Raw genomic sequence first — 15,001 nt, 5'->3', positions numbered from 1 at the left:
TTCGATCAGCGTTCTCACGGGGCACAGTGCGGCCGTCGGGGCTACGGGGCGGCCCCGCGCAGGGCTCGGGCCCGGCCTCTGGGGGTGAGGCCGGGCCGGGAGTATGCGTGCGGGTCAGCGGGCGTTGATGCGGGGGCCGTTGTACTGCTCTTCGGCGACCGGCTCAAGCCAGGTGGTCTCGGGGGTGCCGTCGCCGCGGCCCTCCCACATGGCGAGGTGCTCCATGAAGAGTTCCGGAGCGGCGCCGTGCCAGTGCTCCTCACCGGGAGGGCACGTGACCGTCTGGCCGGGGTGGGCCTGCAGGATCGTGCCGTCACGGGTGCCGATCAGCGCGATACCGGAGGTGACGTGCAAGGTCTGGCCCAGAGTGTGGGAGTGCCAGTTCGTCCGCGCGCCCGGGGAGAAGCGGACCATGTTGACGCGCATCCGCGACGGCTCCTGACCGGCGTAGATGACGTCGAACCACACGTCGCCCGCGAACCAGTCGGCCGGGGCCTTGGTGGTGGGCTGCTTCTTGACGAGTTCCATGAGGGTGTTTCTCCTTGCTGCACTGCTCGGAAGTTCTTGACGACGCCGTCGGTCGTGCGGGGCTACCTGTTTCAGGCCGTGGTGACATCGTCGTGGGCCAGGTCCTCGCCCAGTTCCCGCGACGCGTCCACCTGTGCCAGGAGTTCCTTGGCCTTGGACTCCGCACCCTGGATGGCGTCGGCGCCGGCGACGAAACGCAACGGCGGCTCCTCCATCGTGGAGACCGTCAGCAGGGCGGCGGCGAGCTTGGCGGGGTCGCCGGCCTGCTGGCCGTTCATGCCCTGCCAGACGGCCTTCGTCGCGGCGGTGCGCTCGGCGTAGTCGTCGACGGACAGCTCTGCCCAGCTGGTGGAGGTGTCCACCAGCAGTTCGGTGCGGAAGAAGCCCGGCTCGACGATCGTGGTGTGGATGCCGAACGGCTCGACGTCGAAGCGCAGGGATTCCATCCAGCCCTCGACGCCGAACTTGGCTGCGGCGTAGGCGACGCAGAACTCCTGCCCGACCAGGCCGGCGATCGAAGAGATCGTGAGGACGTGGCCGGAGCGCTGCTTGCGCATCACCGGCAGGACGGCGCGGGTGACGTTCATCGGGCCGAACAGGTTCGTCTCGATCTGCTGGCGCATCTGCGCCGACGAGATCTCCTCGAAGTAGCCGGCGTAGAAGTTGGCGGCGTTGTTGACCAGGACGTCGATCCGGCCGAACTTCTCCACCGCGGCCGCTGCGGCAGCCCGGGCGTTGTCGAGGTCGGTGATGTCCAGGGCGGTGACCAGCAGGTTGTCCTGCTCGCCGCCGAGTGCCGCGGCGACACTCTCCGGGCGGCGGCCGGTGGCCACGACCTGATGGCCCGCCTTCAGCGCCGCGCGGGCAATGTCGGTGCCCAGGCCACGGCCTGCCCCGGTGATGAAAAAGACCTTGCTCATGTGTGCTTCCTTCGCGGCGCCCGAGGAGGGCGCAAGTGGGGTGCGCGAGGGCGGGTCAGGCGTCCTGGCCTTCCGTCTCCTCGACGATCTTCTGCAGCTGGGTGATGGCGCTCATGGCGTTGGGCCAGCCCGCGTAGAACGCGAGGTGGGTGATCGCCTCGGCCAGCTCCTCCTTGGTGAGACCGTTGTCCAGGGCGGTTTCGAGGTGGTAGCCGATCTGCTCGGTGCGGTAGAGCGCGGCCAGCGTGGTGACGGTGATCAGACTGCGGTCCCGCGGGGAGAGCTCCGGGCGCTCCCACACGTCGGCGAACAGCATGTTGTCCGTCAGCTCCACGAGCTTCGGTGCGATACCCGCCAGGCTCTGCGGTGCACTCTGCTCAGCCATCTCGTACTCCTTGCAACGGGGCCGCAATTCACTCCGGCCGGTGTTTCTTTTCCCTGCTGATATCGAGACTCGCACGGGCCCGCACACGCGAAAAGGGAGGAATTTCTTCCTGGGATAAGAACATCCAGGGATAGATTCCTCCCCCTCACAGCGGGTGCGTCAGGTGTCACACTGGCTGGCATGACTGGAAACGCGCACCTCAACGAATTGGGGGAGTTCCTCAAAGCCCGACGGGCCGAGCTGAGCCCCCGTACCGTGGGCCTGCCCGAGACGGGCGGACCGCGTCGGGTCGAGGGTCTGCGCCGTGAAGAAGTCGCCCAGCTCGCCGCCATCAGCACCGACTACTACACCCGCCTCGAACAGGGCCGCATGCCGGCCTCCGGGCCGGTGCTGACCACCCTGGCGCAGGTACTTCACCTGGATGACGACCAGCGCGACTACCTCTTCGAACTCGCCGGGAAGGATCACGCCCGCCCCCGCCGCCGCACTCTGCAGACGGTCCAGCCGCAGCTGCAGCGCCTCCTTGACGACCTGACCGCGACACCGGCTGTCGTCATGGGCCGCCGCATGGACATTCTTGCCTGGAATTCACTGGCTGCCGCGCTGATGACCGACTTCGCGCACGTCCCGGAGAAGAAGCGAAATTACACGCGGATTCTCTTCACCGACCCTGCGATGCGGACGCTGTACGACGACTGGGAGAACGTCGCCCGCACCGCCGTATCCCAGCTCCGCATGGAAGCCGCAAAATACCCCGACGACTCCCGGCTCACCGCCCTGGTCGGTGAATTGTCCGTGCAGGACGCGGACTTCCGCCAGTGGTGGGCCGCCCACAACGTCGCCGCCCGTACCGTCGGCACCAAAGTCCTCCACCACCCCGTCGCCGGCGAACTCACTCTCGACTGGGACACCCTCACCGCCAGCACCGACCCCGACCAGCAACTCATCGTCTGGACCGCCGAACCCGGCACCCCCACCTACGACGGTCTGCGTATCCTCGCCTCCTGGGCCGCCGGCCGAGAGGAGCCGGCCTCCGGCCTCTCCCAGTGAACTGAGCGCCGTCATCGAACCCTCAGGTACCGCGGCGGTGCCCAAGCAGACGCGAGCCGGGTTGCCGCTCCTCCCGAACTGACCGAGCGCCGACGTAAGCCTCGTCTCAGTCGCGGGTGTCGCCGGCCCCGTTCTTCAGCCATTCCGGGGTGCGGAAGGTGCCGCCGTACATCGGGAGTTCAATGGCTTCTCCGTAGTCGGCGAGCTGGCTCCAGGGGCGGTTGATCCCGGAGGAGCCGTAGCGGCGGACCCGGGTGACGGTGTCCAGGTCCAGGACGTCGACGAGGATCTCCTCGCCGGGGCCCGCCTGAACTATCCGCGCGTCGCGAGTCCGCACATGGCGCACCCAACGCACATCGCTCGCATCGTGTGAGCAAGCCTGCGAAGCTCGGACCTGCTGTTTCTCTCCACCTCTTTTGGCTGCACGTGTTGCGCGCGACGCATCATGCGGAGTGCGTGGCGATTTTGGAGCCGGTGAAGAAGGGCGACTGACCTGAGGTTTTGTGCGTGCGCACTATGTGCGGTGTGGGCGGCTCGGCGCGTGGGAACGTCTGGAGGCTCCGCTGACGATTGCCGCGTGAAGGTAGCTCCGCCCTGTTTTCGACAGGGTGAACGAGAGCCACTCGGGCAACGGGAGTGAGAGCCAGGTTGCTCTGTCCGTGCAGGAGTTGGACTGCAGCAGAGGTCCATGATCGGCAATGAGAATGGGAGCCACCCCTATCGGGTGACATCTGACTGTCCCGTGACAAGGCGGGAGTGTCCGCAGTAGCGACGAGTGCCTGAACCGATAGCTTTGGTGGTCCCGGGCCCTTTTGCTCGCGTCCCTGACAGGCGCGGTTCAGAAGGGCTCAGCCCCGTTGGGTGCGTCCCCGACCGGAGGCAGCAGATAGATCGAAGCCAGGGCCTGGCGCGCGTCAGCTGCCGGATGCTCACGACGATCGAGAGCCCGTTGCGGCTGCAAGTGCTTTCCCATGGATGCCGGATCGGTCCGTCATGGTTGGGAACGACTCTGGATCTTCCGTCGTTTCCCGGCTGTCAGCTGTGCTGAGGATGAAGGGGTGACCGGCCGTGGCGATGTGGGCCATATCCTTCCCAGCGTTCGCGTGTCTACTGGTCCTGTTCGCCCTGGCAGAGAGTGCATGGCGATGGTTTACGGGGCTGGGCCTGATCCCGTGGCTGCGCAGGCGCACGGGCCGGTCGTTATCCAACACGGTTTTCGATGAGTTCACGGCGGTCGTGAACGGAAACAAGACGGTGGAGCTGGAGCAGCGGCGGGTGGAGCTGCTGCGGCGGGACCACGAGGGCGACGGTGCACCGCCCCGCTCCAGTGTCGACCTTGCCAAGGGCACCGCGTTCATAGTGTTGCTGCAGGAAAAGGATGACCCGTGCGCTGACGGGCACGGTGTTCCCGAGGGCCACCGATGAAACGCCAACGAGAAGGAATAGGAATAAAGCAGACCTCGGTATGGGGGCATAGCGCGTGCCTGTGGGCGATCGCCTTTGCCGGGTTGCACTTCTACTGGGCCGTAGGCGGCGACGTGGGGCTGAGCGTCTCCGCCGGCTCACTTGCCACCGATCGCCCGCTCTGGTTCGTCGTGGCCGGTCTGTGGGGTGTGGGGGCCCTCTGCCTCATCGGTGCCCTGCTGGCATGGCTGCTCACCCATTGCCGGCTTCGGGGCGTTCCCGGGCTGCTGGCGAAGTGGCTGGGGTGGGGAGCCGGCTTCCTGCTGCTGGCCCGGGGCATCGGTATCGAGGTGCTACTGCTGACCAATACGACACACCTGGACGCCTCCGTGAGCGCGGGGCAGCGGGCCTGGACGCTGGCCCTTTGGAATCCCTGGTTCATCGTCGGAGGGCTGGCCTTCGTTCTCACCACCCTTCGGTTCAGCAGGCGTACCGTCGCAGAGCCTGCGCCCGCGTCCAGACGCTGAGTTGCCCCGCCGTCACCCGAAGGACGCCAGGAACGGCTGACGGCCGGTTACTGCCGGGCCTGGGCTTGGCGTTCTGCTTCGGTGGCCTGGCATCGGTAGGATTCGGTGCCGGTCTGAATCAGTGTGCAGCGGAAGATGATCCGGTCGGCGATGGCCGCGCACAGCCTCGGGTCGGCGAGGATTCTGTCCCACTCGGCGAACGACGAGTTGGTAGCCACCGCGGTCGCCTTGCACTCCTCGCGCTCGGTGAAGATCTGGAACAGCAGCCGAGCGCCCTTCTTGTCCAGGTCCAGGTAGCCGAACTCGTCCAGGCAGAGAAGATCGACCTTGCTGTAGCGGGCGATCACGGAAGACAGCCGCCGAGCCGCGTCGGCCTCAGCGAGCTCGTTCACAGGGCGGAAGTGGTGGTGTAGCGGACCATGAGACCCGCTTCGGCGATCGCCATACCGACCCCGATCAGCAGGTGCGATTTGCCGGTGCCGGAGTCACCGATCAGCACCAGGGGACGCCCCCTCGCGCACCCAGGACGTGGACTTGAGGCCACCGACCGTCTCGGGCAGCACATTCGGGTTGCGGTCGAAGTCAAAATCCTCCAGCCGCTTGGGCCGCGGGAACCGCGCCGAGCGGACCAGCCGCTGCTGTCGGCGGACATCCCGGTCCGCCCGCTCGACCTGCAACAAGTCGAGCAGGAACCGCTTGTAGGAGGACTGCTCGCGCCGAGCGGTGGCTGACAGCTCCACGAACCGCTCCCGGAAGGCGGGCAGCCGCAGGTCCCGGCATGCCTCATCGATCAATGTGTCCTCTGGGTCGCTCTCGGGCAGCGGCATCCGGGTGGGTGGGATCTGCTCGGCAGTCTGCTTGGCGGCGGCGGTGGCGGTGGGACTCATGCGCTGGTGCCCTTTCTCGTCTTCGTGGTGTCGGTCACCGGCATCAGCAGCCGGTCGTACTTGCTCATGTCCGGCAATGCCGGGCGGGGATCGGGCGGCAGACGCCGGGTGTGCAGCGAAATCACCTTCGCCCCCGCATCACTGCGTGAGTCCTTGATGGCAACGTACTCGTCCTCGTCGTCCAGGGCGGTGTCGTCAACTCCCTACATGCCCAGGTGCGGCACACAGCCCGCACGATGCCGCCGGAGGCCCGCGAGCGGGTGCGGGCGATCACGGAACGCCTGATCGCTGCACTCGCCGACGGCAACCAGCGCTACCTCTTTTGCGAGGGAGCCGACCGTGACACGGCCGTCCGTGACCTGTCCTCGCTCGTTGCTGGCGCTCTACGCCACAGCTGCCGTCCGCGTGCACAGCGCGACAGTCTGGTGATCGTCGATGCCGTACTCCTGGCGGAAGCACCGGAGCCGGACCCGATGGGCACGGCGACCGAGCCGCTCAGGAGCCGGCTGCTCGCGGGGGCGGGGAGGATCGCGGTGGCCGTCGGTCTCCTCGCCGAGGCACCCTCTTCCCCGGTGAGGGAGCCGTTTCGGCGTGACTTCGGGAGCCGTTTTGCGGCGAGCATCAAGATCAATGTCAGTGACTTTTGATCTCAGAAATTTGTTCTGTCTCGCTCTCCGGCTCCACCGCGTCTGGGCCTGACGTCCGTGAGAGGTGCCCTTGGCTTCTGAGGCTCGCCCGATCTGAGCAGAACACCGCGTCATCCGAGGGCGCGCGGCCCCTACCGCGCGCCCGCCGCGGCGGCTGTGAAAATCGCTGTCCGATTGTCGGAACGCGGCGATAGAGAGTCAGTGTGACAACAACACTTGAGTTCGCCGTCCTGCTGCGACTGATCGACGAACGCTCGACCGCCTTCCGCGCCGCGGTCGCCTCCGCGCCCAGCCTCGACGTGCAGGTGCCGACCTGCCCCGAGTGGACGCTGTTCGACCTGGTGCAGCACCTGGGCGAGGGGCGCCGCTCCTGGGCCGCCACCGTCGCCGCAGGGCCTGCCGCCGCCAAGTCCGCATCGGAGGGCGCCCCGGCTGCGCCTCGGGAGCGCGAGGCCCTGCTGGCCTGGTTGGCCGCATCGATGCAGCAGCTACTGGACGCACTGCAGGAGGCCGGCCCGGATCGCGGTTGCTGGACGTGGTGGGGTGACTCGGAGTCACCACAGACCTCCGGTGCCGTCGCTCGGCACCAACTCCAGGAGATCGCGGTGCACACGTACGACGCCCAGATCACCTTGGGTGCCCCGCAGCCGCTGCCGGACGAGGTGGCACTCGATGGTGTCGACGAGTTCCTGTCCACCTGCTGTGCAACGACGAGTGCCTGGCCGCACAAGCCCGCTGCCGTCGACTTCCACGCCACCGAGGGCCGCTCCTGGCGCCTCTCGGTCTCCGCCGACGGCGCACGGATCACCCGTCTCCCCACGCCCGGCACAATGCCCGCCACCGCTGCCGGCGAGGGCCCGGACACGGTCGCCGCCTCTGCCCGGGGCACGGCCGGTGAGCCGGTCCTCACCCTGTACAGCCGTATCCCGATCGACTCCCTGCAGCTCGACGGCGACCGACGTCTCTTCGACCAGCTCAGCGCCTGGGATCCCGATGAGTAGGACGTGACGATGCGCCACCTCGTACGCCCCGAGGCATGCCTTCCGCGAACGGCTACAGCCACGCCGTGGTGGCCTCGGGGCCGCTGAGGGAGCAGACCGCCACGGCGTCGCAGCGGCTGACCAAGGCGACGGCCCACAAGCTGATCGGCGCCCTGGTCGGCACCTGACGCCGTCAGTTCTCCGCGCTGTCCTCGTCGTCATCGAGTCCGGCCGCGTCCGGGTCACGCAGCGGGCGCAGGGTGCCGCCCGTCGGCTGGGTGGCGGTGAAGCTGCAGCGGCCCAGGACGTTGAGGTTGCGGTGCTTGAGCGGGGACAGCCGGGCCATGTCCTCGTCACGGATCTCATGGCCCTCCGCGCGGAGCTGGGCGACGGCGGCGTCGATGTAGCGGGCCGTCCAGAGCACCACGGCGTTCAGGACCAGGCCGAGTGAGCCGAGCTGGTCCTCCATCCCGTCCCGGTAAGCCTGGTGGATGGTGCCCTTCTTGCCGTGGCAGATGTCGCGGGCGAGCTTGTGCCGGGACTCCTGGACGGTGAGCTGCTTGTGCATCTGCCGCCGGTAGGTGTCGTCCACGGGATCTACCACCGCCAGCAGGTGGAGGGTCTTGGCGATCCGCCCGTACTCGGCGAACGCCTGCCCCAGCGGGGTGGGGTGGCCCTCGCGGCCGAACATCCGCAGCAGGTCGTACGCCCTCACCTGGTTGGTGACCAGGGAGCCGGCCACCCGCAGCATGTCCGGCCAGGCCGTGAGCACCTTCTTCACGTTGACCTTGTTGCGGGCCGGCCTGGTACGGACCGTGTCCACCGGCCAGGTCGACGAGGTCATGAACTGCTGCAACTGCTGATGGTCCACACCGAGCCGTTCGGCCATCGGCTGCATCGACTTCCGACGCCCGTCCAGCAACAGGCCCCGCAGATACAGCCCACCCTTCACCCGCTGGTCAGCACGCACCAGCGGCGCGAACACCTCCCCAGCGAAATCCTCCAACCGGCCCCGGAACTCCGCGAGTTCATCCGCCCTCATACCGGCAGGAAACCACCAGAACGACCACCTGCCCAGAGACGTAACAAAGCCCTGCGAGGGCCTGTCCGGCGGATCTTGCCGGACAGGCCCCTGGTCCCGAGGAGGGCTCAGCGCTTGAGCATGAAGGTGAAGTCGCCGGAGAGCTTGCCGCTCAGCCGGACTGCCGAAACGAGTTTCCCCTCCGTGATCAGTCGCTCGACCTCGGCCCGCGAAAGACCGCAACCTTCAGCGATCAGTCGTACCGGCCGGACAGGGATCCGCGCGGCAAAACGGACCGAGACGTCGATCACCTCGCGGTCCAGGTGATCCGATCCGCCGGTGTCGAGGCGCCAGGCGTTGTCCCAGTCGAGGGCGATGCGGTTACGGCGCCGCACGACCGGATCCTGGAGCAGCTCAGCTGTCAGGCCGGCGTCGTTGTCGTGCAGCCGGTCCAGCAGCTCAGGTCGTATGGAGCGCACATTCATCCGCTCCAGGACCGTGAGCTTTGCAGTTTCCCCGCAAGCGGTACAGAGCGCGAGGAGCCAGGCGTCGATGAGCTTGTGGTTTGCGTTGACGCGAAATTTACCGCTTGCCCGGAAGCGCTCGGACGCGCACGCGTGGCATCGGCGGAGAACGAGCGGCAGGCAGGTGGGCACGACCACCCAGTTTTTGAGCACAGAAGTACACCGGTTTCAGTGAGAAGTCCGCAGCAAAAAGGAGCGCGGCGCACATGCGCGACGCGCGACGATTCAGAGCTCGGGAGGTCTCACAGGGTGTACAACGGGACGTCCTTGACTAGACGACTTGGTTCGGCAGCACGGTAATGGCGCACAGCGGCGCTGTTCCACTGGTTTTCGAGCGCCCCACCGCCAGGTTCTGTCCGGCGGATCATGGACGAAGCCGGAGCCGGATCGTGGCGACGGTGACGGTGCCGTGGAAGATGTGGGCCCGCTTGTCGCACCTCGTGGCCACGGCCCGGAAGTTCCTGAGCCTGTTGATCATCCGCTCGACCTCGCTCCTACGCTTGTAGATCGTCTTGTCGAAGCCGGCGGGCCGACCGCCGTCGCTGCCCCGGCGCTTGCGGTTGGCCCGCTGGTCCTTCGGCTCGGGGATGGTGTGCTTGATGTGGCGTCTGCGCAGGCAGCGGCGGTTACGGCGGGAGCTGTACGCCTTGTCGCCGCCGAGGTGATCGGGGCGGGTGCGAGGACGCCCGCCGCCCAGGCGGGCGACGCGGATGCCTTCCATGACTGGAATGAGCTGGCCACGCTGTTCCTGCCGGCCTTCATTCTTCTGACGGCCATCAGCGACAACATCCACCTGGGCGCGGTCATCACCGACGCTCTGCCGTTCCGGGCGTGGACCCGTCTGATCCTGCAGGGCACGATCGACGGCCAGCTCTTTGCCTCCACGATCGGCGGGGCCTGGACGGTCTACGCGGTCTGGACGGCGGTCGCGGTCTTGCCGGTGCCGGCCATCCTGCCGAGGCGGGACCAGTGACAGCCGCGCAGATGACGGCCAATCTCGCCGTTGACCGCTGTATGGCTACTACTCAGGGCCGTCGTTGAGATCCCCAAGAATTCGTACATATGGCGCAATTGTTTCACGGCGTTCGGTGGCTGTTCACTCAAGGCCGGAGACCTTGAAAACTGTCTGGGTGCTCTCGCCGTCGATCCGCCGTGACAACTGTTCCAGTGCGGTCGCCCCGCACAACAGCGTCCCTCGGCCCAGGGAGACGCGGGCGCCCGCGTCCAGCAGGCGCCAAAGCCGCGGGTTGGCGACGAGCACCTGCGGATCCAGCTCAACCCGTCCGCCGTCCAGATCGCGCAGGATCAGGCGCTGCGCGACACCGTCGGACCAGCGGACGGCTACCAACTGGTCGGTCCTTACGCGCCGCTCCCGCAGGAGTCTGTGCGAGGCGAGCCAGCCCTCGCCGGCTGTCACTCGTGGCGGCAGCAGCACCACGAACAGCAGGGCGGCGAGTCCCGTCCACAGGGCCGCCCTCGGGGCGGTGAGGCCGCCGGAAGCGCCGTCGAGCAGCAGCAGCGTCGCGAGGAGCAGCGTGGCGCAGCCGATTGCGGATCGTAGTTCACCGGCTCGCCCGGTGTTGGAAGCGTGCGTTCCGGGGGGCTCCACACGGTCGGCCCCGCGCCCCGGAACGGGTCTCGTGCTCCGTCCCATGCAACCGACGCTAGGCGCGCCGAGGGCTTGCGCCCGGTTCATTGATGAACCGCTGACGTGGTGTCGGCCGACTTTGACGTCCTCATGACGGTGCTCGTCAAGAACGCGTGAAGGTATTGCCGTTTCACGCCAAGAACGCGCCAGCGACGGCCATGGCCGGTCGGATGCGGCACACCCTGAGCGGACCTGGAACAAAGGAGTCCGACCTGATGTCCGTCCAGTCCACCGAGACCTGCGTCGCCCCCGGCGCAGAGGAACCCCCGGATACCGGTGCCCGTCACAAGCTCACCGCCCTGACCGGCCTGGCTGCGCTGTCGCTCGATGCGATGGCCTCGGTCGCGTACGGGCCCGAAGCGATCGTCCTGGTCCTGGCCGCAGCGGGCGGCTACGGGCTCGGCTTCACCCTTCCGGTCACCGTGGCGATCGCCACGCTGCTGGCCGTCCTCGTCGCTTCGTACCGGCAGGTGATCGCCGCCTTCCCGGACGGGGGCGGGAGCTACGCGGTCGCAAAGACGTATCTGGGCGGTCGTACCAGCCTGGTAGCGGCCGCCTCCCTGGTCCTGGACTACGTCCTCAACGTGGCAGTGGCCGTCACCGCGGGAGTGGCCGCGCTGACCTCGGCGTTTCCTGAGCTGTATGGCGACCGGCTGTGGCTGTGTCTCGTCGTGCTGGTCCTGATCACCGCGGTGAACCTGCGCGGGATCGTGGACTCGGCCCGTGCGTTCATCGTGCCGACTATCGTCTTCATCGGCTCGATCCTGGTACTCATCGTGGTCGGCCTGTTCCGCGCCGCTCCGGTGAGTACCGAGACGGCCGCCGGCCATGCCTCCGTCCTCGCCGACAACGCCACCACCGTCGGCGCGCTGCTCCTGCTCAAGGCTTTCGCAGCGGGCTGCTCGGCGCTGACGGGCGTCGAGGCCATAGCCAACGCCGTCCCCTCCTTCCGCGCCCCGGCCGCCCGCCGCGCCCAGCATGCGGAGGTCGCGCTCGGCGCCCTGCTCGGCGTCATGCTGATCGGCCTCTCCGTCCTCATCTCCCGCTTCGGTCTGCAACCGGTCGAGGGCGTGACCGTGCTCGCACAGCTCGCCGATGCGTCCTTCGGCCACAATCTCGCCTTCTACGTGGTCCAGTTCGCCACCATGGTGCTGCTGGCCCTTTCCGCGAACACGTCCTTCGGTGGGCTGCCGGTCCTCCTCAAGCTGCTGGCCCGCGACAACTACCTCCCGCACGTCTTCGGGCTGAAGGCCGACCGGCAGGTCCACCGCCACGGCGTCCTTGCCCTCGCGGGTGTCTCCGCCGCGATGCTGGTCTTCTCCGGCGGCGACACCAACACGCTGGTACCGCTCTTCGCGATCGGTGTCTTCGTCGGCTTCACCATCGCCCAGACCGGCATGGTCCTGCACTGGCGCCGGGTACGCGGCCCGCAGTGGGCGGGCAAGGCACTCCTGAATGGTCTGGGCGCCGTACTCACGGGTGTCAGCGCGGTCGTCGTCACCGCCACCAAATTCCACGACGGCGCCTGGCTGATCGTGGTCGCCCTGCCGCTGCTGGTCGCCGGCTTCGAGTGTGTCCACCGCGCGTACGACCGGATCGGCGAACGTCTCGGGGTCGGCCGCATCCCCGAACCCCCGCACCACGACCGGTCCTTGGTCCTGGTCCCGGTCTCCTCCCTGACCCGGCTCACGAGTGAGGCCCTGACCGCGGCGGTGTCACTCGGCGACGAGGTGCGCGCGGTGACGGTCTGCCACCCCGATCCCGAGGACCGCGCGCAGACCGAGGCCCTGGAACGCGACTGGGCACTGTGGAATCCTGGCGTTCCACTGGTGCGCGTCTCCTCGGCCCGCCGCACCGTCGGCCGCCCGATCGCCGCGTACATACGCGAGCTCTCGGCAGCCGATCGGGACACCCGGATCACTGTGCTCATCCCCGAGATCGAGCCGGCCCGTCTGTGGCAGCGCGCGCTGCAGAACCAGCGTGGCGCAGTCGTCGCACACGCCGTCCGCCGCGACACGAACGCCGTGATCTGCCGACTGCGCTTCCGGCTCTCGGATCTGCCCTGACGGGTTACGGCCGGGGCAGTTTCAAGTCGTACGGGAATTCCTCGCTGCCGCGCAGGAAGGTGATCCGTACGAGCAGGGCGCTCGCCCCGGCCGGGACGGCCGGCCGTCCAGTGAGACTTCCGTCGGTGTGCGTGCCGCCAGGGGCGGCTCCGAAGGCGCCGCCCAGGACCGGAAGGAAGCACGTCGGCGCCTCGACGCAGTTGTCGGCGAACTGCGTCATGAAGGCCGGGGCGCGGTGGGAAACCAGCGGGCGAGGGCGGGGCGGCCGGACGGCTGAAGCTGGATCACGGAAGAGAACATCTGACTTCGGGTGTGGAGCGGCTCCGGTCGGGATGCCGTTGGCGAAGTGCTGCCCGTGAATTGGAGATGCATTTCACCGACACGGAATCAGAACGGCTCGGAAGCCTGCTCGGGGTGGCAAGGTGCAGGAGCCGCACTCGCGATGGGGCTGTGGTCGGCGCGGCGAGGTCGTGCCGTGGCATGGAACAAGGAATGAACTGATGGCAACAGGCACCGTGAAGTGGTTCAACGCCGACAAGGGCTTCGGTTTCATCGCGCAGGACGGGGGTGGCCCAGATGTGTTCGTCCACTTCTCCGCCATCCAGACCCAGGGCTTCAAGGAGCTCTCGGAGGGCGACAAGGTCGAATTCGAGGTCACCCAGGGGCCCAAGGGGCCACAGGCGGAGAACGTCACCGTGAGGTAGCGCTCCTCCGGGCGCCCGGTCCCACCGGATGAACCGATGGGACCGGGCTCAGGCTCCGGCGCGCAAGCGCCCAGCAAGGCCGGACAGCGAGGGCCATCGCTGTCCGGCCTTGCTGGGGAGAGCGACGGCCGTCACCCGCGGGTCGGCGGCGAAGACGGTCAGCGCCGGCTGGGACCGGGTGAAAAAGAAGCGGCCGTCGTCAGGAGGCCGTGGGCGAACGGTGCGTCACCGCACCGGCGGGTGAGCAGCGTCCGTACGCGCTCGGCGCAGGGATTCCGCTTGTGCCTTGCCACGGCCCTCGGCGACGGCCTCGGGGCGAGGTTGGCGAAGATCACCGTCAGCCGGAGCCAGACGCTGATCACCCAGGTGAAGACGGACGGGTGGATCAGCGCCGAGAGGGTCATCAGTACGGATCCCGCCGCGACCACGAACAGCATCGGGTTCCTGACCAGGGCTCGCGGGTGCAGTTTTCGGATGGCCTCCGGGATGGACCTCAGCAGCTGTACGGGATCGAAGAGCCCGCCGTGCCGGGTACGGCGACGGGGTGGCCGGTTGCTCGCGTCACTCCCCGGGTTCCAGCCTTCCGGAGTCGTCTGAGCCTGCTGAGGGGCGGCGGGAAGCATCGCTGAGACCTTCTGATGGGTCCGGCCCTCCGCATGGCAGGGCCGGGCGAGCCGATAAAGGGGGAGCCGATCGAGCCTTGCCGGTGCCGGGATCCCGGCACCGGCAAGGCCGTGTGCGGACGCGGGCGCGGGGAGGCGCCGCCGCGTACCCGCCGCCGAAGACGCGACCCGGGAGGAACCCCGGGGCGCTGTCATGCCACTGACGTCCGCGACCTTGAGCGGCCACAGCAGTCTTCTAGGGGCGGCGATGCCGCCAATTCGCCTATATCCTAAGGTATTTACGGTCCTCTGACAGTTCTCCGATACCCGGCGTCAGGCGGGTCTCAAGAAGTGCTGAAAGAGCGTCAGGTTGATGTCGACGCCCGCCTTCCATGGCCGGAAACCGGCTGAGAGTGACCGGCACGGGGGAACCGGACGACCGGTCCATGACGTCGGCTGGAGGGCGCGTGACCAGCACCGCCGGTATCGCGCACAGTCCGGAGGCGGCGGGCCGGACCGAAGCCGAAACACGTCACATCCCGGTCGTACGACACTTCTGCCCCTGACGGCAGGACTCACGGCCTCCGGAACCCGGGACGCCGCCTACCGCGACGCTCCCCGTACCACCAATGCCGCCGGCCTCGATTTCGCCCTGAACGATATGGACGCACAGGTGGCCAACGCCCTGCTGTCCAGCGGCAACGCCGGTGAGGGCCGCATGTCCGTCCCGTACGACAAGGCCATCGGCTTCTACGACGATGCACGGCATACCGTCTCCGGGCTGCTGCCCGCAGCCGACGGCGCCCTGACCGTGCTCGGGCTGCGCCCGCGGCTGGCCGAATTCCGGGTCTAAAGCGGTCTACGGCAGCTTGGGCCGGCCGGGTGACCGCGTGGTCCTGGCGAGCGCGCGCCGCGGTCCGGACGCCCTTACGGGCGGGGGCCGGCCGCAGCGGACGGACACTCCCCAGTGACCGAAAAACGCCGTGGTCAGTGGGCCGCACTCCCTCGTTCGGTGTAACGCGCACCGGATTCTTCGCAGGTCGGACGGGTGGGCGTAAGAAGGTCGTCAAGAGCGCGCCAATGGCCGTAAGAGGCCCGTCAACGGCGC

At 68.0% G+C, this 15,001-nt stretch carries 17 protein-coding genes and 5 pseudogenes; 9 read left to right on the top strand and 13 right to left on the bottom strand.

Annotated elements, in window-relative coordinates:
* Positions 1–114: 114 nt before the first annotated feature.
* From ACGFU7_RS27515 to ACGFU7_RS27505, 3 genes are all read right to left on the bottom strand, one after another.
* Positions 115–528 carry a cupin domain-containing protein gene (locus tag ACGFU7_RS27515; RefSeq protein ID WP_393699124.1) on the bottom strand — a complete coding sequence of 138 codons (414 nt, stop codon included), beginning with the start codon at positions 526–528 and terminating at the stop codon, positions 115–117.
* A gap of 71 nt (positions 529–599) precedes the next feature.
* The gene (locus tag ACGFU7_RS27510) at positions 600–1,448 is read right to left on the bottom strand and encodes an SDR family NAD(P)-dependent oxidoreductase (RefSeq protein WP_393699122.1); all 849 of its coding nucleotides are present in this window, start codon (positions 1,446–1,448) and stop codon (positions 600–602) included.
* A gap of 55 nt (positions 1,449–1,503) precedes the next feature.
* The gene (locus tag ACGFU7_RS27505) at positions 1,504–1,833 is read right to left on the bottom strand and encodes a carboxymuconolactone decarboxylase family protein (protein WP_393699120.1); all 330 of its coding nucleotides are present in this window, start codon (positions 1,831–1,833) and stop codon (positions 1,504–1,506) included.
* 180 nt (positions 1,834–2,013) lie between these two features.
* On the opposite strand from ACGFU7_RS27505, the gene ACGFU7_RS27500 reads away from it, so the two are divergent.
* Positions 2,014–2,883 carry a helix-turn-helix domain-containing protein gene (locus ACGFU7_RS27500; protein ID WP_393699118.1) on the top strand — a complete coding sequence of 290 codons (870 nt, stop codon included), beginning with the start codon at positions 2,014–2,016 and terminating at the stop codon, positions 2,881–2,883.
* 106 nt (positions 2,884–2,989) lie between these two features.
* Here ACGFU7_RS27500 and ACGFU7_RS27495 read toward each other — a convergent pair whose 3' ends face one another.
* Entirely contained in the window at positions 2,990–3,220 is a 231-nt protein-coding gene (locus tag ACGFU7_RS27495) for a hypothetical protein (protein ID WP_393699116.1), read from the bottom strand.
* A 737-nt stretch (positions 3,221–3,957) separates the two neighbouring features.
* Between ACGFU7_RS27495 and ACGFU7_RS27490 the strand changes: the two genes are divergently transcribed.
* Together ACGFU7_RS27490 and ACGFU7_RS27485 are read left to right on the top strand one after the other, a co-directional pair.
* Positions 3,958–4,308: a DUF6191 domain-containing protein gene (locus tag ACGFU7_RS27490; protein WP_393699164.1), complete on the top strand. Its 351-nt coding sequence runs from the start codon at positions 3,958–3,960 to the stop codon at positions 4,306–4,308.
* Entirely contained in the window at positions 4,305–4,814 is a 510-nt protein-coding gene (locus tag ACGFU7_RS27485; protein WP_393699114.1) for a DUF3995 domain-containing protein, read from the top strand. Before ACGFU7_RS27490 ends, ACGFU7_RS27485 begins: the two co-directional genes overlap by 4 nt.
* Positions 4,815–4,861: 47 nt before the next feature.
* Here the strand turns inward: ACGFU7_RS27485 and ACGFU7_RS27480 are convergent.
* Both ACGFU7_RS27480 and ACGFU7_RS27475 read right to left on the bottom strand, forming a co-directional pair.
* A pseudogene (locus ACGFU7_RS27480) lies at positions 4,862–5,641 on the bottom strand (ATP-binding protein).
* A gap of 56 nt (positions 5,642–5,697) precedes the next feature.
* Positions 5,698–5,826, bottom strand: coding sequence for a hypothetical protein (locus ACGFU7_RS27475; RefSeq protein ID WP_393699112.1), 129 nt, complete (start codon positions 5,824–5,826; stop codon positions 5,698–5,700).
* 90 nt (positions 5,827–5,916) lie between these two features.
* On the opposite strand from ACGFU7_RS27475, the gene ACGFU7_RS27470 reads away from it, so the two are divergent.
* From ACGFU7_RS27470 to ACGFU7_RS27460, 3 genes are all read left to right on the top strand, one after another.
* Complete coding sequence (locus ACGFU7_RS27470; RefSeq protein WP_393699110.1) at positions 5,917–6,348, top strand: hypothetical protein; 432 nt, start codon at positions 5,917–5,919, stop codon at positions 6,346–6,348.
* A gap of 203 nt (positions 6,349–6,551) precedes the next feature.
* Entirely contained in the window at positions 6,552–7,349 is a 798-nt protein-coding gene (locus ACGFU7_RS27465; protein WP_393699108.1) for a maleylpyruvate isomerase family mycothiol-dependent enzyme, read from the top strand.
* Positions 7,350–7,384: 35 nt separating this feature from the next.
* Positions 7,385–7,516, top strand: a complete 132-nt coding sequence (locus ACGFU7_RS27460) for a hypothetical protein (RefSeq protein WP_393699106.1) — start codon at positions 7,385–7,387, stop codon at positions 7,514–7,516.
* 5 nt (positions 7,517–7,521) lie between these two features.
* Here the strand turns inward: ACGFU7_RS27460 and ACGFU7_RS27455 are convergent.
* The 5 genes and pseudogenes from ACGFU7_RS27455 to ACGFU7_RS27435 form a co-directional block, all read right to left on the bottom strand.
* Positions 7,522–8,127 (bottom strand): annotated as a pseudogene (locus tag ACGFU7_RS27455) (Tn3 family transposase); the annotation flags it as partial.
* Positions 8,128–8,139: 12 nt separating this feature from the next.
* Positions 8,140–8,370: pseudogene (locus tag ACGFU7_RS27450) on the bottom strand (transposase); the annotation flags it as partial.
* 107 nt (positions 8,371–8,477) lie between these two features.
* The gene (locus ACGFU7_RS27445; RefSeq protein ID WP_393699104.1) at positions 8,478–9,026 is read right to left on the bottom strand and encodes a DUF1062 domain-containing protein; all 549 of its coding nucleotides are present in this window, start codon (positions 9,024–9,026) and stop codon (positions 8,478–8,480) included.
* A gap of 211 nt (positions 9,027–9,237) precedes the next feature.
* Positions 9,238–9,609 (bottom strand): annotated as a pseudogene (locus ACGFU7_RS27440) (transposase); the annotation flags it as partial.
* Positions 9,610–9,969: 360 nt separating this feature from the next.
* On the bottom strand, positions 9,970–10,527 hold the full coding sequence (locus ACGFU7_RS27435; protein WP_393699102.1) for a hypothetical protein: 558 nt from the start codon (positions 10,525–10,527) through the stop codon (positions 9,970–9,972).
* A gap of 209 nt (positions 10,528–10,736) precedes the next feature.
* Between ACGFU7_RS27435 and ACGFU7_RS27430 the strand changes: the two genes are divergently transcribed.
* Entirely contained in the window at positions 10,737–12,587 is a 1,851-nt protein-coding gene (locus ACGFU7_RS27430; protein ID WP_393699100.1) for an APC family permease, read from the top strand.
* 4 nt (positions 12,588–12,591) lie between these two features.
* Here the strand turns inward: ACGFU7_RS27430 and ACGFU7_RS27425 are convergent, their stop codons facing one another.
* Positions 12,592–12,807, bottom strand: a complete 216-nt coding sequence (locus ACGFU7_RS27425) for a hypothetical protein (protein WP_393699098.1) — start codon at positions 12,805–12,807, stop codon at positions 12,592–12,594.
* A gap of 280 nt (positions 12,808–13,087) precedes the next feature.
* On the opposite strand from ACGFU7_RS27425, the gene ACGFU7_RS27420 reads away from it, so the two are divergent.
* Positions 13,088–13,291: a cold-shock protein gene (locus ACGFU7_RS27420; protein ID WP_393699096.1), complete on the top strand. Its 204-nt coding sequence runs from the start codon at positions 13,088–13,090 to the stop codon at positions 13,289–13,291.
* Between the two features lie 249 nt (positions 13,292–13,540).
* Here ACGFU7_RS27420 and ACGFU7_RS27415 read toward each other — a convergent pair.
* Positions 13,541–13,914, bottom strand: a pseudogene (locus ACGFU7_RS27415) (potassium-transporting ATPase subunit B); the annotation flags it as partial.
* A 640-nt stretch (positions 13,915–14,554) separates the two neighbouring features.
* Between ACGFU7_RS27415 and ACGFU7_RS27410 the strand changes: the two are divergent.
* Positions 14,555–14,746, top strand: a complete 192-nt coding sequence (locus tag ACGFU7_RS27410) for a hypothetical protein (RefSeq protein WP_393699094.1) — start codon at positions 14,555–14,557, stop codon at positions 14,744–14,746.
* The last annotated feature ends 255 nt before the right edge of the window (positions 14,747–15,001 follow it).

Origin of the sequence: Streptomyces sp. NPDC048473, from assembly GCF_043200155.1 — a bacterium.
Classification (GTDB): Bacteria; Actinomycetota; Actinomycetes; order Streptomycetales; family Streptomycetaceae; genus Streptomyces.
This window is presented reverse-complemented; position numbering and strand designations above follow the sequence as displayed.

Coding starts and splice junctions, on each gene's coding strand:
- ACGFU7_RS27515 (WP_393699124.1), bottom strand. CDS start 528: ATGGAACTCGTCAAGAAGCAGCCCACCACCAAGGCCCCGGCCGACTGG.
- ACGFU7_RS27510 (WP_393699122.1), bottom strand. CDS start 1,448: ATGAGCAAGGTCTTTTTCATCACCGGGGCAGGCCGTGGCCTGGGCACC.
- ACGFU7_RS27505 (WP_393699120.1), bottom strand. CDS start 1,833: ATGGCTGAGCAGAGTGCACCGCAGAGCCTGGCGGGTATCGCACCGAAG.
- ACGFU7_RS27500 (WP_393699118.1), top strand. CDS start 2,014: ATGACTGGAAACGCGCACCTCAACGAATTGGGGGAGTTCCTCAAAGCC.
- ACGFU7_RS27490 (WP_393699164.1), top strand. CDS start 3,958: ATGTGGGCCATATCCTTCCCAGCGTTCGCGTGTCTACTGGTCCTGTTC.
- ACGFU7_RS27485 (WP_393699114.1), top strand. CDS start 4,305: ATGAAACGCCAACGAGAAGGAATAGGAATAAAGCAGACCTCGGTATGG.
- ACGFU7_RS27460 (WP_393699106.1), top strand. CDS start 7,385: ATGCCTTCCGCGAACGGCTACAGCCACGCCGTGGTGGCCTCGGGGCCG.
- ACGFU7_RS27435 (WP_393699102.1), bottom strand. CDS start 10,527: ATGGGACGGAGCACGAGACCCGTTCCGGGGCGCGGGGCCGACCGTGTG.
- ACGFU7_RS27430 (WP_393699100.1), top strand. CDS start 10,737: ATGTCCGTCCAGTCCACCGAGACCTGCGTCGCCCCCGGCGCAGAGGAA.
- ACGFU7_RS27425 (WP_393699098.1), bottom strand. CDS start 12,807: ATGACGCAGTTCGCCGACAACTGCGTCGAGGCGCCGACGTGCTTCCTT.
- ACGFU7_RS27420 (WP_393699096.1), top strand. CDS start 13,088: ATGGCAACAGGCACCGTGAAGTGGTTCAACGCCGACAAGGGCTTCGGT.
- ACGFU7_RS27410 (WP_393699094.1), top strand. CDS start 14,555: ATGGACGCACAGGTGGCCAACGCCCTGCTGTCCAGCGGCAACGCCGGT.